At 70.5% G+C, this 20,716-nt stretch carries 17 protein-coding genes; 11 read left to right on the plus strand and 6 right to left on the minus strand.

Annotated elements, in window-relative coordinates:
• Positions 1-176 precede the first annotated feature (176 nt).
• Positions 177-1,076: a hypothetical protein gene (locus tag CU044_RS10345; RefSeq protein WP_129768192.1), complete on the plus strand. Its 900-nt coding sequence runs from the start codon at positions 177-179 to the stop codon at positions 1,074-1,076.
• A 55-nt stretch (positions 1,077-1,131) separates the two neighbouring features.
• On the plus strand, positions 1,132-1,665 hold the full coding sequence (locus tag CU044_RS10350; RefSeq protein WP_129768193.1) for a GNAT family N-acetyltransferase: 534 nt from the start codon (positions 1,132-1,134) through the stop codon (positions 1,663-1,665).
• A gap of 71 nt (positions 1,666-1,736) precedes the next feature.
• On the opposite strand, the gene CU044_RS10355 is transcribed toward CU044_RS10350, so the two are convergent.
• Positions 1,737-3,374 carry an AMP-binding protein gene (locus CU044_RS10355; protein ID WP_129768194.1) on the minus strand — a complete coding sequence of 546 codons (1,638 nt, stop codon included), beginning with the start codon at positions 3,372-3,374 and terminating at the stop codon, positions 1,737-1,739.
• Complete coding sequence (locus CU044_RS10360; protein WP_129768195.1) at positions 3,371-5,113, minus strand: AMP-binding protein; 1,743 nt, start codon at positions 5,111-5,113, stop codon at positions 3,371-3,373. Before CU044_RS10360 ends, CU044_RS10355 begins: the two co-directional genes overlap by 4 nt.
• Positions 5,114-5,218: 105 nt before the next feature.
• Here CU044_RS10360 and CU044_RS10365 point away from each other — a divergent pair, with 105 nt between their 5' ends.
• The 4 genes from CU044_RS10365 to lysA all read left to right on the plus strand — a co-directional run bounded on the left by CU044_RS10365 (position 5,219) and on the right by lysA (position 8,878).
• The gene (locus tag CU044_RS10365; RefSeq protein WP_129768196.1) at positions 5,219-6,073 is read left to right on the plus strand and encodes a LuxR C-terminal-related transcriptional regulator; all 855 of its coding nucleotides are present in this window, start codon (positions 5,219-5,221) and stop codon (positions 6,071-6,073) included.
• Positions 6,074-6,265: 192 nt separating this feature from the next.
• Complete coding sequence (locus CU044_RS10370) at positions 6,266-6,910, plus strand: LysE family translocator (RefSeq protein WP_129768197.1); 645 nt, start codon at positions 6,266-6,268, stop codon at positions 6,908-6,910.
• A 238-nt stretch (positions 6,911-7,148) separates the two neighbouring features.
• Positions 7,149-7,550 carry an SAV_915 family protein gene (locus CU044_RS10375; RefSeq protein WP_240045470.1) on the plus strand — a complete coding sequence of 134 codons (402 nt, stop codon included), beginning with the start codon at positions 7,149-7,151 and terminating at the stop codon, positions 7,548-7,550.
• Positions 7,547-8,878 (plus strand): diaminopimelate decarboxylase, encoded by a 1,332-nt coding sequence (gene lysA / locus CU044_RS10380; RefSeq protein ID WP_129768198.1) that lies wholly within the window; start codon positions 7,547-7,549, stop codon positions 8,876-8,878. Before CU044_RS10375 ends, lysA begins: the two co-directional genes overlap by 4 nt.
• A gap of 310 nt (positions 8,879-9,188) precedes the next feature.
• On the opposite strand, the gene CU044_RS10385 is transcribed toward lysA, so the two are convergent.
• The gene (locus CU044_RS10385; protein ID WP_129768199.1) at positions 9,189-10,838 is read right to left on the minus strand and encodes a trypsin-like serine protease; all 1,650 of its coding nucleotides are present in this window, start codon (positions 10,836-10,838) and stop codon (positions 9,189-9,191) included.
• A gap of 120 nt (positions 10,839-10,958) precedes the next feature.
• Positions 10,959-11,465: a hypothetical protein gene (locus CU044_RS39460; RefSeq protein WP_240045471.1), complete on the minus strand. Its 507-nt coding sequence runs from the start codon at positions 11,463-11,465 to the stop codon at positions 10,959-10,961.
• A gap of 407 nt (positions 11,466-11,872) precedes the next feature.
• On the opposite strand from CU044_RS39460, the gene CU044_RS10395 reads away from it, so the two are divergent.
• The 4 genes from CU044_RS10395 to CU044_RS10410 all read left to right on the plus strand — a co-directional run bounded on the left by CU044_RS10395 (position 11,873) and on the right by CU044_RS10410 (position 16,887).
• Entirely contained in the window at positions 11,873-15,481 is a 3,609-nt protein-coding gene (locus tag CU044_RS10395; RefSeq protein WP_165371838.1) for a colicin D domain-containing protein, read from the plus strand.
• Positions 15,482-15,527: 46 nt separating this feature from the next.
• A complete protein-coding gene (locus CU044_RS10400) occupies positions 15,528-15,767 on the plus strand; it encodes a hypothetical protein (RefSeq protein ID WP_129768200.1) in 240 nt (79 codons plus the stop codon).
• Positions 15,768-15,850: 83 nt separating this feature from the next.
• Complete coding sequence (locus CU044_RS10405; RefSeq protein WP_129768201.1) at positions 15,851-16,183, plus strand: hypothetical protein; 333 nt, start codon at positions 15,851-15,853, stop codon at positions 16,181-16,183.
• A 188-nt stretch (positions 16,184-16,371) separates the two neighbouring features.
• Positions 16,372-16,887 carry an FBP domain-containing protein gene (locus CU044_RS10410; protein ID WP_129768202.1) on the plus strand — a complete coding sequence of 172 codons (516 nt, stop codon included), beginning with the start codon at positions 16,372-16,374 and terminating at the stop codon, positions 16,885-16,887.
• Between the two features lie 242 nt (positions 16,888-17,129).
• Here the strand turns inward: CU044_RS10410 and CU044_RS10415 are convergent, their stop codons facing one another.
• Together CU044_RS10415 and CU044_RS10420 are read right to left on the minus strand one after the other, a co-directional pair.
• Positions 17,130-18,026: a hypothetical protein gene (locus CU044_RS10415; protein WP_240045472.1), complete on the minus strand. Its 897-nt coding sequence runs from the start codon at positions 18,024-18,026 to the stop codon at positions 17,130-17,132.
• A complete protein-coding gene (locus CU044_RS10420; protein ID WP_129768203.1) occupies positions 18,026-19,300 on the minus strand; it encodes a VWA domain-containing protein in 1,275 nt (424 codons plus the stop codon). The genes CU044_RS10415 and CU044_RS10420 overlap by 1 nt, the downstream gene beginning before the upstream one ends.
• Before the next feature lie 87 nt (positions 19,301-19,387).
• Here CU044_RS10420 and CU044_RS10425 point away from each other — a divergent pair, with 87 nt between their 5' ends.
• Entirely contained in the window at positions 19,388-20,626 is a 1,239-nt protein-coding gene (locus CU044_RS10425) for a lactonase family protein (RefSeq protein WP_129768204.1), read from the plus strand.
• Positions 20,627-20,716: the final 90 nt, after the last annotated feature.

Genomic DNA, 20,716 nt, shown 5'->3' on the forward strand with positions numbered 1-20,716 from the left:
CTTCGGCCGGCGGATCAGGGCTCTGTCGCGCCACCTGAGAGCACTAATTCCGTGATGCGGAAGTTTTATTCTACTATCCGGAATCAATCTAAGGTCCTCGCGGTACGACGTCAAGGGATCGGCGAAGACCCTCCCCCACGGGCCGCCCTTGGTGGACGATGAACGGGGAGGTCGGGATGGGAGAGGGCGTTTCGGTGTGCTGTCCGTCGTGCGGCAGCCGCCATACGTTGACGGCGTCGGTCTATCCGTGCGCGTGCGGCGCTCCGGTGGCACCGGCGCTGCCCGGAAGCGCCCCGGTGGAGACGGTCACCCGGCGCGCCTGGGCGGACGAGTGGGTGACGGTCCGCTGTACGGCCTGCGCGCGTGAGGGCCAGTGGCCACGGCCGGAGCTGGGCTGTCCGTGCGGAGCGATGCTGCGGATCGCGGTGGAGCAGGCGACACCCGGGCCGGCCACACACGAGCCCGCGGCACACGAGCCCGTGCCGGCCGGGCCCGCGACACCCGGGCCGGTGACAGCCCGGCCGACGACGGCCGGGGAGCCTGCTCCCGAGCCCCAGGCCCCCGAGCGGCCCCCGGCGGAACGGCCCGTCCAGGAACCGTCCGCGTCGGAACGGCCCGTCCACGAGCACCCCGCGCATATCCCGCTGCCCCGCACCGCCGCCGCGCCGCGCCCCGCGTTCCGCCCCGTGCCGGTCCGTACGGCCCGTGACGCGGTGACCACGGCCGCGCTCTATCTGCGCTGGCTCGGTTTCAAGAGCGTCGTCGAGTCCGGAGAGCCGCCCGCGTCCGGCATCAGCGCGCCGCCCGGCACCGGTCTGCGCGGACCCGATGTGGTCGCCCAGGTCGACCCGACCACCGGCCCGGCGTCCCTGCGCTCCGTCGAATGCCTCTGGCTCGACGGCATGAACGCGTCGGCGACGAGCGTCTACTTCTCCCTCGCGGGGTACGCGGCCGACGCCCGCGCCCGTGCGGACGCTCTCGGCCTCCCGCTCTTCGTCCTCGACCTCACCGGCACGCCGCAGCCCGTCAACGGCCCGGCGGACGAGCTGGTCTCGGCCGGGGCGCACTACCCGTAGACCGGGGCGCACTACCCGTAGAAGCGACGGTCACGGCCCGCGCCATAATCACGTCATGCGCATTCGTCCCGCCGACCCCGCCGACCTCCCGCTTCTCCAGGACATCGAACGAGCGGCGGGCGAACCGTTCCGCGCGCTGGGGATGGCCGCGATCGCCGATGACGCGCCGCCCGCGCTCGATCTGCTGGAGCGCTACCGGCGGGCGGGCCGCGCCTGGGTGACGGATGACGGGACCGGCCGGCCCGTCGCGTATCTGATCCACGACACCGTCGACCGGGCGGCCCATGTCGAACAGGTCTCGGTCCACCCGGACGCCGCCCGCCGGGGCGTCGGCCGCGCGCTCCTCGGGCATCTCGCCGAACGGGCCGTCCACGCGGGACTGCCCGCCCTCACCCTGACGACGTTCGCCGAGGTCCCCTGGAACGCCCCGTACTACGCGCGGCTCGGCTTCCGTACCCTCGCGGAGGACGAACTCACCGACGGGCTGCGGGAGATCCGCCGTGCGGAAGCCGAACACGGCCTGGACCGCTGGCCGCGCGTCTGCATGCGACGCGCTCTCCGACATAGGCGAGAGAACGCGGACACGTGAGCAGCCGGGCACGCGGGCACCCGGGCACGGGAGCACACCCGCACACCCGCACACCCGCACACCGAGACCGGTCAGGCTCCCGAAGGCCCCGAGAACCGCTCGCGCAGCTCGATCTTCCGCACCTTCCCGCTCACCGTCATCGGGAACTCGGCCAGGATCTCCATCCGGCGCGGGATCTTGTAGTGCGCGAGCCGTTCCCGGCAGTACGACACGATGTCCGCCAGGGCCGGCGGATCGGCCGGGTCGCGCGGGATCACACAGGCCAGGATCTCCTCCCCGTACTTCTCGTCGGGGACACCGACCACCTGTACGTCCGCGACCTTCGGGTGGCCGTACAGGAACTCCTCGATCTCCCGGGGAGAGACGTTCTCGCCGCCTCTGATGATCATGTCCTTGATCCGGCCGACGATCTGGGCGTAGCCGTCCTCGCGTATCACCGCCAGATCGCCGGTGTGCATCCAGCGGCCCGCGTCGATGACCTCGGCCGTACGCCCGGGCTCGTTCCAGTAGCCGAGCATCACGCTGTAGCCCCTGGTGCAGAGCTCGCCCGCCGTGCCGCGCGGCAGTGTCACCCCGCTGACCGGATCGATCACCTTGACCTCGATATGCGGCAGGGCCCGGCCGACCGTGCCCGTGCGGCGTTCCAGATCGTCGTCGCGCCGGGTCTGGGTGGAGACCGGTGAGGTCTCGGTCATGCCGTAGCAGATGGAGACCTCGGCCATGTTCATCTCGCTGACGACGCGCTTCATCACCTCCACCGGGCAGGGCGAGCCCGCCATGATGCCGGTGCGCAGCGAGGAGAGATCGTACGAGGCGAAGTCGGGGAGGTTCAGCTCCGCGATGAACATCGTCGGGACGCCGTACAGCGAGGTGCAGCGCTCCCGTTCGACCGCGCGCAGTGTGGCCCCGGCCTCGAACGACGGCGCCGGGATGACCACGCACGCGCCGTGGGAGGTGACGCCGAGGTTGCCCATGACCATGCCGAAGCAGTGGTAGAAGGGCACCGGCAGACAGACGCGGTCCTGTTCCGTGTAGCCGACCGTCTCGCCCACGAAATAGCCGTTGTTGAGGATGTTGTGGTGGGAGAGGGTGGCGCCCTTGGGGAAGCCGGTGGTGCCGGAGGTGTACTGGATGTTGATCGGGTCGTCGCAGGACAGCGTGGCCTCGCGCGCGACGAGCTGATCCTCCGTCACCTCACCTGCGGTCGCGAGCAGTTCGTGCCAGCTCGGGTCACCGATGTAGTGCACGGAGCGCAGTTCGGGGCAGCGCGCCCGGACCTCCTCGACGAGGGCGCGGTAGTCGCTGGTCCGGTGGGCGAGGGAGGCGACGAGCACGGAGATCCCGGACTGGCGGAGCACGAATTCCACCTCGTGCGCGCGATAGGCCGGGTTGATGTTCACCATGATCGCGCCGACCCGGGCGGTCGCGTACTGCACGAGCAGCCACTCGGGGCAGTTGACCGCCCAGATCCCGACCCGGTCGCCCTTCGCCACGCCGCGTCCGAGCAGCGCCCGCGCCAGTTCGCCGACCGCGGCGCCGAACTCCGCGTACGTCCAGCGCCGTTGGGAAGGGACGTCGACCAGCGCCTCCCGGTCGGGGAAGGCGGCGATCGCCCGGTCGAGGTTGGCGCCGATCGTGTCGCCGAGCAGCGGGGTCGTACCGGTGCCGTGCGTGTACGAGTTCACCGTCGCGGCGCCCGCCGTCGTCATCGCAGGTCCCCCTCGTCGTACTCGGCGCCGGATCCCTGGGCCGTACGCTCCCGCAGTTCGATCCGGCGGATCTTCCCGGACACGGTCTTGGGCAGTTCGGCGAACTCCAGCCGGCGCACGCGCTTGTACGGCGCGAGGACCGCCCGCGAGTGGGCGAAGATGACCTTCGCCGTGTCGGGGCCCGGCTCCCAGCCCTCGGCGAGGACGACATACGCCTTCGGCACGGCGAGCCGCACCGGATCGGGCGCCGGGACGACCGCGGCCTCGGCGACCGCTTCGTGCTCCAGCAGCGCGCTCTCCAGCTCGAACGGCGAGATCTTGTAGTCGCTCGCCTTGAAGACGTCGTCGCTGCGGCCGATGTAGGTGATGTAGCCGTCCGCGTCGCGCGCGCCGATGTCACCGGTCCGGTAGTAGCCGCCGGCCATCGCCTCGGCCGTACGGTCGGGGTCACCGTGGTAGCCCGTCATCAGGCCGACCGGACGGGCCGAGAGATCGAGCGCGATCTCGCCCTCCCGTGCGCCGGGCGCGCCGGTGACCGGGTCGAGCAGTTCGACCTTGAAGCCGGGCGTCGGCCGCCCCATGGACCCGGATGTGACCGGCTGGCCAGGGGAGTTGGCGACCTGCACGGCCGTCTCGGTCTGGCCGAAGCCGTCCCTGATCGTCACGCCCCACGCGCGCCGGACCGTCTCGATGACCTCCGGGTTGAGCGGCTCGCCCGCCGCGACGGCCTCGCGCGGCGGTGTGCGCAGCTGGGTCAGATCGGCCTGGATCAGCATCCGCCAGACCGTGGGCGGGGCGCAGAAGCTGGTGACGCCCGCGCCGTCCATCTCCGCCATCAGCCTCGCCGCGTCGAAGCGTGTGTAGTTGTGGACGAAGACGGTCGCCTCGGCGTTCCAGGGGGCGAAGAGGTTCGACCAGGCGTGCTTGGCCCAGCCCGGCGAGGCGATGTTCAGATGGACGTCGCCCGGCTTGAGCCCGATCCAGTACATCGTCGCGAGATGGCCGATCGGATACGAGACATGCGTGTGCTCGACCAGTTTGGGGCGGGCGGTCGTGCCGGAGGTGAAGTACAGCATCAGCGGATCGTCCGCGTGGGTGACGCCGTCCGGCTCGAAGACGGCGGACCGGTCGTACGCCTCCTCGTACGAGGACCAGCCCTCGGGGGCGCCCGCGGAGCCGCTTTCCGGGCCCGCGCCGACCACGATCCTGGTGAAACCGCCCGGTACCGCGTCGAATTTCCCGGTGTCCTCGGCGCGGACGATCACATGGGCGGCCCGGCCGCGTTCGATACGGTCGCGCAGATCGGCGGTGCCCAGGAGCGGGGTGGCGGGGATGACGACGGCCCGCAGCTTCATCGCCGCGAGCGCGGTCTCCCACAGCTCGACCTGGTTGCCGAGCATGACGACGACACGGTCCTCGGCCCGTACGCCCTGCTCACGCAGCCAGTTGGCGGCACGGTTGGAGCGGGCGGACAGCTCGGCGAAGGTCACGCGGACACGGCGGCCGTCCTCCTCGACGATATGCAGGGCGACACGGTCGTTCCCCCGCCCGTCCGTGCCTTCGGCGATCCGGTCGAACCAGTCCAGCGCCCAGTTGAAACGCTCGGGGCGCGGCCAGTCGAAGCCCGCGTACGCCGTCGCGTAGTCCTCCCGGTGCGCCAGGAGGAAGTCCCTGGCCGCCCGGAACCGCTCGGTCGGATCGGCCGGAATGTCGGCCGTCCTCGGCTTCCTCGCCGTCATGTGTCCTCCTCATTGCCGGACGCTCTCTGACATCGTGTAATCAGTGACGCGGGTCTCACCACCCCCGGATGGGGGTGAGGGACGGTGGCGACGGGAGGAAGAGGCGTGGCCGAGCCGGTCGAGGCGGCGGAGATGCGGGCCGCGCTGCTGCGGCTGCGCAGGACGACCGGGCTGCCGGTGGCGTTCGGCGGGCTGCTGCACGAGGCGGGACGGATGGACATCGCCGAGCTGAACGGCGCGTCGACGGGCGCGCTGCGCGGCCTGGGGATCTCCGCCGGCAACGGCCTGGGCGGCAAGTCCATCGCGCTGTCCCGGCCGTGCGCGGTGACCGACTACCGCGAGGCGCGGCACATCAGCCACGAGTACGACGCGGCGGTGGCGGCGGAGGGCCTGCGCTCGGTGCTCGCGGTGCCGGTGGTCGTACGGCGCGAGGTGCGCGGGGTGCTGTACGGAGCCCTGCGCAGCGCCCTGCCGATCGGCGAGCGCACCTTCGACGCGGCGGTCGCCGCCGCGCGGGACGTGGAACAGGCGCTGGTCGTACGGGACGAGGTGCGGCGGCTGCTCGACGTCAGCCGCGAGCCCACGCCCGGACCCGCGGCCTGGGAGGAGGTCCGCGCGGCCCACAGCGATCTGCGGGCGCTGGCGCCGCGCGTCGTCGACGCGGAGCTGCGCGCGGAACTGCTCGGCGTCTGCGGGCGTCTGGCGGGCGCGTCGGACCCGGGAGGCGCGTCCGACCCGGCGGGCAGCGCGCCGCGCCGTACGCCGGTCGCGCTGGCGCCGCGCGAGGTGGACGTCCTGACCTGCGTGGCGTCCGGGTCGACCAACGCGGCGGCGGCCGAACTGCTCGGGCTGCGGCCGGAGACGGTGAAGGGGTATCTGCGCGCGGCGATGCGCAAGCTGGGGGCACACACCCGGCTGGAGGCGGTGGTGGCGGCGCGCCGGGCGGGCCTGCTGCCCTGACCTCGGCCGCGCCGGGCGGGCCTGCCGCCCCGGCCACCGGCCTCCACCGCGGCGGGCGGGCCTGACCGCACGGCCACCGGCCTCCACCGCGCCGCTCCGGGCTCCGCTTCGCGGACGCTCGCCGCACGGGCCTGGCACCGTCCCCGGCCTTCGCGTCAGACTGTGCCCGCATATGCGACTGGAGGTGCTGACATGGTGTCCACGGACCGTTTCCTGGCATTCGCCGCGATGTCCCTGCTGGTGATCGTGATCCCGGGGCCGAGTGTGCTGTTCGTGATCGGCCGCGCGCTGGCGCACGGCCGGCGCACGGCGATGGCGACGGTGCTGGGCAATGTGATCGGTTCGTACGCCCTGGTGGTGGCGGTCGCGCTGGGGATCGGCGCGCTCGTCGAACGGTCGGTGACCGTCTTCCTCGCGGTGAAGCTGGCGGGCGCGGCCTATCTGGTGTTCCTGGGCGTGCAGGCGTTCCGGCACCGCGAGGACATGCGCGCCTCGGCCATGGCGGCGCCCGCGGGCCCGGCGCGCGGTGATCTCCGTACCGTCGGGGACGGCTTCGTCGTGGGGATCACCAATCCGAAGGGTGTGGTGTTCTTCGCGGCCGTGCTGCCGCAGTTCGTGGACCACTCCGCGGGTCACCTTCCCGTACAGATGCTGCTGCTCGGGCTGGTACCGATCGCCATCGGTCTGGTCACGGACACGCTGTGGGGGCTGGGCGCGGCGGCGGCGCGCACCTGGTTCGCCCGCTCGGAGCGCCGGCTGTCGGCGGTGGGCGGCGCGGGCGGCTGCGCGATGATCGGGCTCGGTGTGACGGTCGCGGTGACGGGCCGCGCGGACTGAGGGCCCGGACGGGCCCGAGCGGGCCTGGCGGGTCCGGGGGCCGGTCACCGAGACCGTCACGCGCCGGTGCGGCGTGGCGTGGCGTGGCGCCAGGATCGCGTCAAGATGAGGTCTCCCCAGGTCAACGCCGCGTTATGGGTCGGCCTTTTCGCCTCGTCCGGGGCATAGCTTCCAGGTGTCGGAGCGCACGCGGTGCCCCGACGGGTCAGACAGCGATCGACTCCCCTGGGAGGAAACCATGGAGCGCCTCATTTCCGAGGACGCGGACGGCGGCTCGGACCCCGCCCCGGCCGCGGACCCCGACGCCGACCCCGACGAACCCCGGACGGCCCGGCCGCTGTACGTACCCGTACGGCTCGGCTCGGCCGGCGGCCACCAGCTGCGGTTCGCGCGCACGCCGCTCGGCGCGCGGACCGCGATCGGTTTCACCAGCAGCCTGCGGCTGACGGCCGTCCTCGGTGAGGGGCAGGCGTGGATCAGGCTCGCGGAGCCCGCTCTGCGCGCGCTCGCGGAACCGCTCGGCGCGGCCCTCGTCACCGTGGACCCGCAGCTGACCGCTCCCGCCATCGGCGGCCGTCCCGCGCCGGCCGGGCCCTGTGCCAGGCGCGCCCTGGAGCTGCCGGAGGCGATGGCCGCATGACCGCCCAACCTCTGCTGCTGGTCAGCGAGTTGAACACGCCGACGGTCTGGCCCGCGTCCGCGGCCCTGGCCCCCGGCGGTGATATCGCGGTGGCCGGAGTCTCCCTCGCGGAACTGGCCGAGCGCTACGGAACCCCCACCTATGTCCTGGACGAGGAGGAGGTACGGGCCCGTGCGCGGGCCTGGCGGCAGGCGCTGCCCGACGCCGATGTCGTCTACGCCGCCAAGGCGTTCCTGTGCCGCGCCGTCGTCGGCTGGATGGAGCAGGAGGGCCTCGGCCTCGATGTCTGTTCGGCGGGCGAACTGGAGCTGGCGGCCACGCGCGGCTTCCCGCCCGAGCGGATCGTGCTGCACGGCAACGCCAAATCCCCGCAGGACCTGAGGACCGCGCTGCGCCTCGGTGTCGGCCGCGTCGTCATCGACTCGGCCTGCGAGACGGCCAGGCTGGCGGCACAGGTGCAGGGGCCGGACGCCCAGCAGGTGATGGTCCGCGTACTGCCCGGGATCGAGGCGGGCGCGCACCCCAAGATCCGTACGGGAGCGGACGGCCAGAAGTTCGGGCTGTCCCTCGCGGACGGGAGCGCGGAGGACACGATCGCCCGCGTCCTGGGTCAGCCCCGGCTCGAACTCGTGGGCCTGCACTGCCATCTGGGCTCGCAGATCACCGAGCCCGGCCCGTACGCCGAGGCGGTGCGGCGGCTGGTGGCGTTCATGTCCGCCCTCCGCGACCGGCACGGGGTGACCCTGCCCGAACTGGACCTGGGCGGCGGTTTCGCGGTCGCGTATCTGCCGGGCGATCCGGCGCCGACGCCCGCGGAGTACGCCGGGCTGATCACCGGCACACTGGCGAGCGCCTGCGCCGAGCACGGCCTGCCCGTCCCGCGGCTGACCGTGGAACCGGGCCGCTCGGTCATCGCCCCGGCCGGGATCGCCCTCTACCGGGTGCTGTCGGTGAAGCGCACCGCCGGGCGGGTCTTCGTCGCCGTCGACGGCGGGATGAGCGACAACCCGCGGCCCGCGCTGTACGGGGCGCGCTACACGGTCCGCCGGGTGGGCCGCGCGTCCGACGCCCCGATGCGCACGGCGACGGTCGTCGGCCGGCACTGCGAGGCGGGCGATGTGCTCGCGGAGTCGGTGGAGCTGCCGGAGGACATCAGACCGGGGGACGTACTGGCGGTACCCGCCGCCGGGGCCTACCAGGTGTCGATGGCGTCGGGCTACAACATGACGGGCCGCCCGCCGGTGGTGGCGGTCTCCGGGGGAAGATCGCGGCTGCTGGTGCGCCGGGAGAGCTTCGAGGACCTGCGCGCCCGGGATGTGGGCCTCTGAGGTTCCCCGGGGGATCCGTGTGGCGCCAAAGCACGGACCCGGAGGTCGTACGAGGTGGCCGAGGCCAGGGTTGTGAGCAGCCGCTTCCCCTCCTCGGCCGCCTCCGCCCGGTATACGCGGGGCAGTGGATCGAAGGCTGGGTGGCCGGCGCGGCACCGCCTTCCCGGCTCTCCCCCAACTGCCGGAACCGGTGAGCAAGCCGCCCACTCGCAGGGCCCCACAGCGCACGCGAGTCGCCCCGCGCACTGGCAGTTGGGCAGTGGCCCGCGAGAGCTTGGAGCTCTCGCGGGCGTACGTGTGCCGTGTGGGGTTAGCTGGTGCTGCCGGTGATGGCAGCCATGATGGGTGTTCCGGGGTAGCCGGTGGGTTCGTCTGCGGCGTCCCATGTGCCGTCGGTGTGGCGCAGGGCGTGTCTGATCTTTCCGTCGGTGGTGACGATGACAGTTTGGAACTCGCCGTTCACCGCGGCTGCGTCGATGCTGATCGACGGCTGGTGAGGGCCGAGTTTTGTGCTGAGGTTGCCGAAGGTGCTCCAGCTGCCGGTGCCGGCCCGGATGGCGTGTTTGATGTCGCCGGTGGGACTGGAGAGGCCGATCTGCAGGTCGCTTCCGGTGCCGGCGAAGGCCATTCCGTTGATGGAGTCGAGCCCGGTGGGCAGGTTGCTGACGCGGCCCCAGGACTCGCTCCAGGTGCCGTCGGCCTGCCGGATGGCGTGGTACGCCTTCTTGTCGGCGACAACGCCGACGTGGGTCTCGCCGCCTGATGTCTGTGCGGTGGTGACTTGGGTGGCGTTGCCGAGCGTGCCGAGTTTGGCGGTGACGTCGCCCCACTTGGACCACTTCTCGCTGGAGTCCTGGACGGTGTGGTAGATCCGGCCGTCGGCCAGGCCGATCAGTGCCAGGCCCTTGCCGGTGGAGGTGACGGCGACCCGGGTCAGTCCGGGTTTGGCGCCGATTTCGTCGGTGAGGTCGCGGAATGCCTCCCAGCCGCCCGTGGCGCGGCGGTTGGCCTGGTAGAGGTGTCCGTTGCCGCCGAGGGCGAAGACATAGTTCTTGCCGGAGATGGCGGCGTCGGCGGCGAACTTCACGTCTTCGATGGTGCCGGCGACTTTCTGGACGTCGCCGAAGCCGGTCCAGTCGCCGTTGCTGTCCCGCATCGCGTGGTAGAGACCACTGCTGGTCTTGGTCACCATCTGGAGTTTCCAGACGTTGAGCGTGGAAGCTGTGGACTCTCTGATCCAGGTGCGGATGTCATCGACGCGGCTGGCGACCGCTCCGGTACGTGTCTCCTCAGAGCCGACACAACCGCCCTGCCATGAGGTGCTGGCGACGGCGACGAGTTCGAGCCGTCCGTCCTTTTCCCTGAAGACGGGTGCGCCGGTGTCGCCCTTGCAGACGGGTGTGCCGTCGATGCTCACGGCGGTGTCCTGGATCTGTCCGGTGACGAAGGCCGCGGTGTGGAGACTGTCAGGGATCCAGGTGTCCTTGGTTCGACCGTAACCGGCGCCCTTGAGTGCCTCGCCTTCGGTGGAAGCGGTGGCTGTGGGGCGCAGGGGCGCGATGCCGTACACCGGGGTGGCGAGCTTGGCCAGTACCAGGTCTCGATCCTGACGGGTTATCAGCTCCACGATGTCCCGCACCTCTCCGGTCGTGCCGGTGAGGTCGGTGCGTCCGATGGTCGCGGTGGACTTGCGGGCGGGGGGCCCTGTGGGAAGGGCTGCCGCCTGGGCGGGATCGTCGGTGAAGCAACTCGCCGCGGTGATCAGCCACTGGTTGTTGATGAGCGTGCCCGAGCAGGCGCGTACGCCACCGATATCGATCTTGGCCGTGAAGGCGTAAGCCCCTCCCGTGGCTGCGTCACCTGCGAGAGCCTGCGCAGGAGGGCCGGTGAGCGCTCCGGCCGTGACAACTGCCGTGAGGAGCGCGGCGGCCCACGCAGCGCGCGGGTGTCGTCGTGTCATGGTGCGTTTCCTTCATGCGATAGAGGGGGACCCGTCTGTGTCGAGTCCTGCGACAAGCGACCTGCCTGTGTCCGCCCCGGTGCCGGCCAAGGCCGTGCGTGGGGCACCGAGGCCTGTCGGCTATCCGGTGACGCGGAGTTCCACGAGGACGGACTGGGCGCCGCCGACGGTGCCTTCGCCGACACTCTGGAAGTCGTCCTTGCCGACGTTGACGGTCTGAGTCTTGCCGTCCGCGGTGAGTTTGGCGCTGATGGGGTGGTCCGCCGTCTCCAGGTAGAAGACCCGGGGCAGTTCGAGCGTGAGGTAGCCGGACTTGGCGGTGGCCCGGAAGCAGTAGGTCTCGTCCCTGCCCACATTTTCGTCCTTGACGGTCAGGACCCTGATCTGACGCGCAGCCAGGTCGCAGTCGGCGAGCAGAATGCGGCCGTCACCCTTCTTCAGTCGGATGCCCCTGGTGGCCTCGATCGTCGCCGCGCCGGGGTAGGAGTAGTCCTCGATCGCAAAGGGGGGCTCCCCCGCGTCGGCGCGCTGCGCGGATGAACCCGAGGCAGAAGCAAGCGGTATGCCGATGACCGCTATTAGGGCACTCACTCCGAGAACAATAAAATTACGGGTCCGAGAAGCCATTGAATAGTCCTTTCAGGCATGGCGCCTGCGCATCCAAAGGCCCCCACCCAAATGTAATTAAAACGTAAAGATGCTGAAGGAACATAACCCGCCACTGACGGGCCGTCAACATGACCAATACCACAATGCATCGAGGGTGCATCCGACATATCACAGTTACCCGCACTCCTCGCAGGCGCCGCCCATCTAGCCATAAAGTGGCATTCATGGAAATTTAGATAGCCGGACCCATTGGTACGAGCAGGGTAAATCACATCTATGGGACAGAGGCCGCCAACATGCACCCTCCGGCACCTATCTCGAATTAGAAAATGTATGGTTCCCGTGAAGACATCGACTTATAATCACGCCACCAAGCTTTAAGGTCTGGCAACAAATTCGTTTGCCGATAGGCGAGATGAGTGAGCGTGAAACGAAGAATCAACGGGCCCGCTATCAGAGATAAGGCCTTGCGAGCGGCGCGCGCGCTGAGCCTGGTCCTGCTGCCTCTGGCCCTCGTGGTCGGTCTGCTGGGGTCCGCACCCGCCATGGCCGCAGACCCCCCGGTGGATAACAGTCAGTCCGACCTGGCAGGAGTGCCCACCGACCGGGGCATGGTCGTCGAGCTGTGGAAGACGGGCGGACCGGAGGTCAAAGCAGCCGCCGAAGCCGCCTTGACAGGCAGCGATGACGATGTGCAGCGCTTCCTCGATGTTGCCGGCGACAAAGCCGTCCAGGACAACCGTGTGGCTACCGCCCAGCTCGCTGGTATAGGAGGCCAGGAGCTGATGGCGGCTGCCCGTAGCGCTCTCGCCGGAACCCCGGACGACCTGGATGCGTTTCTGGCGACTGGTTGGCAGGATCCGTTGGAGCAGGACCAACGGGTTTTGGTGGCGCAGGTCATCGACGGGGGCGGGCCTATAGTCCAGGAAGCTGGTCGTGCTGCGCTCAGGGGCACAGCGGAGGACGTGAGCACGTTCCTCAACTCGGGCCGTTACGACCAGCGTGAGCAGGATGACAGGGTTCAGCTCGCCCAGATCCTGAGTATCGGCGGGCCCGCCGTCCGGGCGGCCGGGCGGATCGCGATCAATGGCACGGCAGACGACATCCGGGAGTTCCTTGAGGTCGGACAGTACGTGGCACGTGCCCGCGACCAGGAGCACGCCACCGTCGCCCAACTCGCCGAGCAGGCCCGCGAGGCGGGTCGCCAGGCCTCCGCCGAGACCAAAGCCGCCAAGGAAACGTCGGAGCGTGCCATCGCGGCATCGAAGCTGGCGAGGGAAGCGGCCAAGAAGGCCGCCGACGAGGCCGCGGCTGCCAAGAAGGACTCCGCCGAGGCCGCGAGCGCGGCCGGGCGTGCGGCGAAAGCCGCCTCCCAGGCCGCGGCTGCGGCTCAGCAGGCGATCGATGCCTCGCGCGCGGCCAACAACTCCGCCCGTATCGCGGCCAACGCCGCCTCCCAAGCCGCAGCGGCAGCGGCCGGAGCTGCCCAGGCCGCTTCCCGCGCACGCAGTGCCGCGGCTGCCGCGGCCACCGACGCCTCCAATGCCTCTGCCGCACGCAAGGCCGCCGAGAATGCCCGCAATGCCGCCAAGGGCGCGGGCGTAGCGGCGGATGCCGCCGACCAGGCATCGATTGCCGCGACCGAGGCCGGCAACGCGGCCAAGGCAGCGGCCGGCGCGGGCGGCAACGCCATCGCCGCCGCCGACGCCGCGGTCGAAGCCAGCAGCCACGCAGACCAGAGCGATGCGAGGGCTGCCGAGGCTCGCGCCGCGGCAGCGGCCACTCGCCGCCACGCCGCCGAGGCAAACCGCGCAGCCACCGCCGCTGAAGCCCTCGCCCGTAAGGCCGCCGCCGCAGCAGCCCAGGCACGCGACTCCGCGAGATCAGCCGCGACTCACGCGAATGCCTCTGCCACGGCTGCCGACGAGGCCGCCGATCACGCAGGCGATGCCGCTACCGCCGCGAACAAGTCGGCCGCCCACGCCACCGCTGCACAGAACGCCGCCAACGTCGCGAGCACAGCGGTCGCCAAGGCGCAGTCCGTCTATACCCTCGCGCGCGAGGTCGAGACCGAGGAACTTCTCGGCCGGACCAATGCTGGCATCGAGCGGGCCAAGGACCTTAAGACGGAGGACGACGAACGGCAAGCGGCCGAAGCCCGAGCGGTTCAGCAAGCCAGGGACCGCGACGCCGAGGCCCAGCACCTGGCCGCCGAAGCGGCCGAACCCGGAGCGGACACCACAACCATCGCCGGCAAGGGCCGCAAACTGGCTATGCTGGCGATGCAGAGTGGCAACCCCTGGGCCCGTGCGGCCGCCGAATCGGCACTCGCCGAATCGGACAGTGTCGTCATCGAATACCTCCGCACCGGCTGGAGAACAGCCGCCGAACAGGACGACCGGCAGCGCGTCGAGCGCCTGGCCGAGGAAAGCGCCGTCAAAGCAGTCCGTACCGCAGCGGAAGAAGCCCTCAAGGGCAACGCCACCGCCATCACCGCCTTCCTGACAAAAGGCCAGTACGAAGCCGGCGCCCAGGACTTCCGCGTCGCCATCGCGCAGGCTGTCTCCACCGGCGGGCCTGAAGTGCGGAACGCAGGCCAGTCCGCTCTGGCCACTGGAACCACCGACGCCTACCGGCAGTTCCTCACCACCACCCAGTACACCGCCCGAGGCCAGGACGAGCGGGTCCGCGCCGCTCAGTTGATCGACAGCGGCGGACCGGAAACCAAAGCCGCAGCACGCATCGCTCTCGAAGGCCCCCCGCAACTGCTGCACACCTTCATCGAGTCCGGGCAGTACAAGGCTCAGCGCAAGGACCTTCTCGCGGCCACTCATCTCGTGCAGGTCCAGCAGCTGATCGCCGAGGCGGCCGGTGTCGCGGCCACCGCGCAGAAAGACGCCGCGCTCGCGGGCAAGGTCGCGGCCACCGCCGCTGAGGAAGCGGCGAAAGCCGAGGAGTACGCCAGGCAGGCCGACGCGTCGGCCGACGAGGCACAGGGACACGCCGAACGGGCCGACAGATACGCCAAGGACGCGGAAGCCTCCGCCGCCCGCGCCGCCGAGTCAGCGAAAACCGCTCGCACAGCTGCGACCAGCGCAAACCAGGCCGCCCACAACGCGGCCACGTCAGCAGCCGACGCCACGGTCTCCTCAGAGCTGGCTCAGGCATCCGCATCCAGCGCCTGGTTCGCCGCCGACCACGCTCGCGCCTCGGCGATCGCAGCAGGAAAAGACGCCGAAGCCGCCTTCACCGCAGCCGTGGACGCCTTCACCATCGCCGTCAAGAAGGTTGCGGCCGAAGAGGAGGCCCGGCGGAAGGCCGCGGTCGCAGCCAAGGAAGCCGCGGAAAACGACCCCGGCAATAAAGCACGCGACCTGTACAAGTGCGGAATGCTCGGCTGTGACGCGGTAAACAACCCCGTCCGCTGGTGCCTGCACAACGAGATCGCCTGCGACATCCTCTCCATGGGACCCGCGTTCAACGACGCGATGAACCAGCTGTGGGGAACGATGAAGGATGTATCGGGGTTCGGCCAGCTCGAAAACTGCGTGGAAATGCGGGACTTCTGGTCGTGCCCCGAGCTGGCCAAGGAAGCCACCATCAGCTCGAAACTCAAGCTCTTGGGAGCCACGTACAAGGCACTGCGCGATCTGCAGCGAGGGTGCCAGTCCGTCTCACGCTTGAGATCCGGTCCGGGGTGCGGTTCACATTGGATATCCGTGGATAAACTCCCGCACCACTACATGTCGCCAAACAATCAAGGGATCAGGCACGCTGAAGATTTCGGCATCACGGGCACCTACAACAAGGATACCGGCAAGGCGTTCCTTCGCGCTGTTGATCAGCTCGTGAAAAACCCGGGGACACGGAGGATTGAAGGCACATATAGGAAGCAGCCCGCCACACACTATGTGGATAGTACGGGACTTCACGCCTCCTTCGCCTCGGACGGACCGAGGGTTGGGGAGTATCTCGGCGGCTGGCGGTCCGAAGGAGATCAACTCCTCTACCTTCTGCGGGATGGCGTGCTGTAGTGTTTGAACATGCTTCAGAGAAATCTGAAACACCGAGAGGAAACCTATGAGAATCGAATTGACGGAGGAGCAAGCTCTCGTCCTGTCCGACTGGTTGAGCAGGGTAATGCATCGAGAGGACTTCTCGATGCTCGTTGACGATCGAGCGGTCTGGTCTCCTCTACTCACCATCAACGGCACACTCGAAACGCAATTGTCATCGATCTTCTCCCCTTCCTACTCCGAACAGTTGGACGCAGCGCGCCAACATCTGATCGGTGAACTTGGGGAATTCGGAAAACGGTGAAGCCCGCTCGGCTCCCTCTGCCCTCGGCGCTCCCTCGATCACCGCCACGGCGGCATCATCAATTTCTGATTCCGAGGATGTCTGTGAGTGACAAAGAGTTCATCGAGCGGGTCCGTGCCCGGCCGGGTATGTACGGCCTGAACGGTTCCTACTACCCGACCATCACGTTCCTCGACGGCTACGACCTGGGCCGCTCAGGCGCCCTGCTGCGGGGGTTCACGGAGTGGCTGGTCGCGCGCAAGGGCGAGGAGACCAGCCTCGGCTGGCGGGCGCTCGCCATTGAGGAGGCGTTCCCTGGTGCCGAGATCACGCACTGGTCCCAGCTGGAACCGGAGCAAGAACATCGGGCGGTAGACGTTTTGTTCTGTCTGCTGCTTGACTTCCTCCACGAACGGGATGGTTCACAGCAGAGGTAAGAAAGACGACAGCGACATATGAGGGCGCCGCCGGACTCACCGGCGGCGCCCTTGCGCAGGGCAAACGTTGTCTCTCGCGGGACCGTCGGGCGTTGCGGACAGAACTTGTCCGCAATCCGCCGCGTCCACACCCGTACGGGTGAAAAATCCGGCGACACGCGGGTGCCCGGTTTGTTAGCTTCCGGACCATGAAGCCGCTCACCGAGGACGAGATCCGCGGATCGTTCGTCAACTGTTCCAAGGGCGAGGCCCGCAGAATGAACCTCCCCCGGGAGCTGTCCGATCTGCCCTGGGCCGATCTCGACTTCCTGGGCTGGCGCGATCCCGGGGCTCCGGACCGCGGCTATCTGGTGACGGAGCGCGCGGGCGCGTGGGTGGGCATTACCCTGCGTGGCGCGTCGTCCGGACAGAAGAACTTCCTCAAGTCGAGCATCTGCTCGATCTGTGTCACCCCGCACGCCGCCTCCGGGACGGACCTGATGACCGCGCCCAAGGCCGGCGCCGCGGGCCGGCAGGGCGATTCCGTCGGTATGTACATGTGCGCGGACCTGGCGTGCCCTCTGTACGTCCGGGGCAGGAAGAAGTCCCTCGGCCGGCGGCTGGAGGAATCCCTCACGGTGGAGGAGCGGCTGGCCAGGGCCCGGACGAATCTGGACCGCTTCCTGGACAAGCTGTACGAGGGCGCGACGACGACAGCGGCCTGACGGCGCGGCCCGTGGTGCCGCCGGTACGTGCCCGGCGGGGCGCCCCGGGTCTCCCCGGACCGCCCCGCCGGGCCCGCTCACCGCCGGGCCCGCTCACCGCCGGGCCCGCTCACCGCCGGGCCCGCTCACCGCCGGGCCCGCTCACCGCCGGGCCCGCTCATCACCGCACGCGCTCACCGCCGCACGGCGCGCCGCCTCCCAAGGCGCCGTACGGGACGAGCGCGGCGCCTGCGGCCCGGGTCTCAGGCGCCGCCCGGCCCCACCGGGCGGCGGGACGGGCGCGCGAGGGTGTAGCCGCCGATGCCCGCGAGCGCGCCGAGCACACCACCGGCCACGGTCCAGATCCAGCGGTCCGTCCACCAGCCGGAGGACCAGCCGTCCTCGGGCTCGACGCCGGAGGCGGCGAGCCGCGCGCCGTCGCCCAGCCCGCTGTCGGCTCCGGTCCCGGTCCCGTCGCCGTCGTCGGCCGCCGAGACGGTGGTACGGCCCGGGGTCAGCGGGACGGCCAGCCGGCCGCCGACCGCCGAGGCCCCGCCCTTGCCGGGCGTGGCGGCCTCGATCTCCGCCCGTACCGGCAGCCCGAGGTCCACCTCCTGCGCGTTCAGGACGGTCAGCCGTACGTAGTAGCTGCCCGGCAGCGGATCGTTGGACCACGGCTCCGCCCAGGCCCGTACGGTACGCAGCGTGCAGCGCAGCTCGACCGTGCGCGCGTCGGCCGCGAGCGCCTTGGTCCGGGCGCCGTACACGCACGGCTGGTGGCGGCGCAGTCCGTCGTAGACGTCCACCTGCCAGGTGGTCGCGCCCTTCCTGGCCGCGGCCGACTCGGGGAGCGTGACCTTCGCCGTGACGGTCGGGCGCTGCCCGGCGTCCGCGGGGAACACCCAGTACAGGTAGTCGCCCGAGGAACCGTCGGCCGTGGCCCGCTGGCCCGGCCGGAACGCGGTGGCCGTACGGAACGAGGTCCCGGCCTCCGTCGGGGCCTCGGCGGTGCCGGAGCCGTCCGAGCCGCCGGAGCCTTCGGAACCGTCGGACGAGCTGCCGGCGGGCGTCGGCGTCCCGTCGGCGACGGCGCCGCCCGCCGTGCCGAGAAGCAGCACACCGGCCAGCAGGGAACCCGTGAACATACCGGTGATACGCATCAGTTGCTCCTCCATACGAGCCGCAGGCGCGAGAGCCAGCCCCAGAGCAGTCCTGCGACCAGTCCGGTGAGGGCCAGGGTGCCGAGCAGCCACCAGCCGCGGCCGAGACCGAACGCGGCGAGGTCGGACGGCTCGTCGGGCGAGTCGACGAGGTCGACGGTCAGCTCGACGGGCAGGCCGGGGGTGGTCTTGACGGAGGCGGGCGCGGAGAAGGCGTTGCTGACCTGGAGACAGACCGTCTCGGCGGCCGGCTTCACCTCGTCCTCGTCCTCGACCGGTGGCTTCGGGTAGCGCAGCCCCGACGAGATCACGTCGGTGCGTCCGTCGCCCGCTTCCGAGCCGCGGACGATCTCCCTGCCGTGTACGGTCACGGCGCGCAGCAGCACGCCGTAGTCCCGGTTGACGGCGCGGTCGGCGCCGACGCTGACGGAGGCGCGCAGCTCCTGGCCGGGCAGCACGTCCACGCGGTACCAGCGGTGCTCGGAGAACTTCTCGCGGTCGCTGTAGAGACCGGGCTTGATCCGCGGGGCGTCGGCGCAGCGCGCGGCGCCCTCGGTGGCCACCGGAGTGACGACCGGGTCGGCGGCGCGGTCCACCAACTGCGTGACACGGCGGGAGAGTTCATCGGTGTGCTGGACGGAGGTGAAGGTGCCGCCGGTGGCCTCGGCGATACAGGTCAGCTGCCGCCGGGTCTTGTCGTCGGGGACGAGGCCCAGGGTGTCGATGGTGAGATGGATGCCCTTGGCCGCGATCTCGCGCGCGACCTCGCACGGGTCGAGCGGGGCACAGGTGTCCTCGCCGTCGGTGATGAGGACGATGCGCCGGGTGGCGTCGTCGTCGCCCTCCAGGTCGTCGGCCGCGCCGAGGAGTGCGGGGCCGATGGGCGTCCAGCCGGTGGGGGCGAGTGTGGCGACCGCGGTCTTCGCCTCGGTACGGTCCAGCGGCCCCACCGGGTAGAGCTGCTTGGTGTCCTTGCAGCCGACCTTGGTGTCCTTGCCGGGGTAGTCGGCGCCGAGGGTGCGGATGCCCAGTTCCACTTCCCGCGGAACCGCGTCGAGCACCTCGTTGAACGCCTGTTTCGCCGCCGTCATCCGGGACTGGCCGTCGATGTCGCGGGTCCGCATCGAGCCGCTGACATCGAGGACGAGATCGACCTTCGGGGCCGGTTTCCCGGTAGGTTCGTCGGCGGCGGCAGCGGCGGGAGGGAAGAGCCCTACGGCCAGGGTGGCCACCAGACCGCACACGGCGGCTGCCGGCCATTTACTTATGATCATCGCCGGATGATAGTGAGACTTCCCCCACCGGACCAAAAAGGAACTGATGGGTCGTCAGTTTCCTTTCCGACCCCCCGAGGTGACGTCATGCACGGGAACACCGAACCGTCCGAACGATCCACCGGGTCCACAGGCGGACCGGACAGGACCGGCCTGAACCGCCGCCGCTTCCTGGGCGCGGGAGCGCTCGCCGCCGCCTCGGTCGTCGCGGCGGCGTCCGCTTCTTCCGCCGCCCAGGCCCAGGCCCCCTCCTCAGCCCCCGCGTCCACCCGCCCGCGCGCCGCCTCCCGGCCGCTGTTCCTCGGGACGTACACCTCCGCCGGCGGCGGTACCGGTGTCGGCCTGGCGACGTACGACACGGTGACGGGCGCGATCTCGGGCGCCGGTACGGTCACCGGCGTCGGCAACCCCTCGTATCTCGCCGTCCACCCGGACGGCACCACGCTCTACACCGTCAATGAGCAGCAGGACGGCGGCGTCACGGCGATCGCCCTGCCCGGGGCCGGAGGCGGGAGCCCGACCGTGCTGGGCACGCGCGCCACGGGCGGCGCCGGACCCACCCATCTGTCGGTGCACCCCGGCGGGGGCTGGCTGCTGAGTGCCAACTACACCTCCGGCAGCGTCGCCGTACACCCCATCGGGGCCTCGGGCGCGCTGGGCGAGCGTACGGACCTGGTCACGCACTCCGCGCCGCCGCCGGGCCCCGGGCAGCGGGGCCCGCACGCCCACCAGATCCTCACCACGCCGGACGGCGGCCATGTGGTCGCCGTCGACCTGGGCAACGACACCGTCTATACGTACCGCCTCGACACCTCGGCCGGGACGCTGGCCCAGGTCTCGTACGCGCGGCTGCGGCCCGGCGCGGGCCCTCGCCATCTCACCTTCCACCCGTCGGGCGTGTTCGCCTATCTGGCCAACGAGCTGGACAACACCGTCGTCGTCTGCGCGTACGACCCCGCGACCGGTGAACTCACCCCCGGGGAGCCGCAGTCCACCGGTGCGGGGCAGGCGGGCGGCAACTTCCCGGCCCAGCTGGTGGTCACCGGCGACGGGGCCTTCGCGTATCTCGCCAACCGCGGTCACAACAGTCTGACGCGGTACGCCGTCGAGGAGTCCGGCGCGAGGCTGCGGCTGCTCGACACCGTGCCGGTCGGCGGTGACTTCCCCCGGCAGCTGGCCCTCTCCCCCGCCGGGAACCTGCTGTTCGCCGCGAACCAGCGCTCGAACTCGGTGACCGTCTTCCATGTCGACCCGGAAAGCGGCGAACTGCGGTCGGCGGGCGCGCCGTTCGGGTCGCCGGTGGCCGTCTGCGCCCTGCCGCTCTGAGAACTCCTCACGAAATGATCTTCGAGTGGTCGGGATCCCTCCGGGAGCGGTGATCCGGACGCGCGGGCTTCCCGTGGCCGAGCCACGGGA

It is taken from the genome of Streptomyces sp. L-9-10 (genome assembly GCF_004151105.1).
In the GTDB taxonomy this organism is placed as follows: Bacteria; Actinomycetota; Actinomycetes; order Streptomycetales; family Streptomycetaceae; genus Streptomyces.

What these genes read in the sequence shown, in the direction of transcription:
- CU044_RS39460 (WP_240045471.1), bottom strand. Translation starts at nt 11,465, where the DNA reads ATGGCTTCTCGGACCCGTAATTTTATTGTTCTCGGAGTGAGTGCCCTA.
- lysA (WP_129768198.1), top strand. Translation starts at nt 7,547, where the DNA reads ATGACCGCCCAACCTCTGCTGCTGGTCAGCGAGTTGAACACGCCGACG.
- CU044_RS10425 (WP_129768204.1), top strand. Translation starts at nt 19,388, where the DNA reads ATGCACGGGAACACCGAACCGTCCGAACGATCCACCGGGTCCACAGGC.
- CU044_RS10385 (WP_129768199.1), bottom strand. Translation starts at nt 10,838, where the DNA reads ATGACACGACGACACCCGCGCGCTGCGTGGGCCGCCGCGCTCCTCACG.
- CU044_RS10375 (WP_240045470.1), top strand. Translation starts at nt 7,149, where the DNA reads ATGGAGCGCCTCATTTCCGAGGACGCGGACGGCGGCTCGGACCCCGCC.
- CU044_RS10350 (WP_129768193.1), top strand. Translation starts at nt 1,132, where the DNA reads ATGCGCATTCGTCCCGCCGACCCCGCCGACCTCCCGCTTCTCCAGGAC.
- CU044_RS10360 (WP_129768195.1), bottom strand. Translation starts at nt 5,113, where the DNA reads ATGACGGCGAGGAAGCCGAGGACGGCCGACATTCCGGCCGATCCGACC.
- CU044_RS10355 (WP_129768194.1), bottom strand. Translation starts at nt 3,374, where the DNA reads ATGACGACGGCGGGCGCCGCGACGGTGAACTCGTACACGCACGGCACC.
- CU044_RS10345 (WP_129768192.1), top strand. Translation starts at nt 177, where the DNA reads ATGGGAGAGGGCGTTTCGGTGTGCTGTCCGTCGTGCGGCAGCCGCCAT.
- CU044_RS10410 (WP_129768202.1), top strand. Translation starts at nt 16,372, where the DNA reads ATGAAGCCGCTCACCGAGGACGAGATCCGCGGATCGTTCGTCAACTGT.
- CU044_RS10420 (WP_129768203.1), bottom strand. Translation starts at nt 19,300, where the DNA reads ATGATCATAAGTAAATGGCCGGCAGCCGCCGTGTGCGGTCTGGTGGCC.
- CU044_RS10415 (WP_240045472.1), bottom strand. Translation starts at nt 18,026, where the DNA reads ATGCGTATCACCGGTATGTTCACGGGTTCCCTGCTGGCCGGTGTGCTG.
- CU044_RS10370 (WP_129768197.1), top strand. Translation starts at nt 6,266, where the DNA reads ATGGTGTCCACGGACCGTTTCCTGGCATTCGCCGCGATGTCCCTGCTG.
- CU044_RS10400 (WP_129768200.1), top strand. Translation starts at nt 15,528, where the DNA reads ATGAGAATCGAATTGACGGAGGAGCAAGCTCTCGTCCTGTCCGACTGG.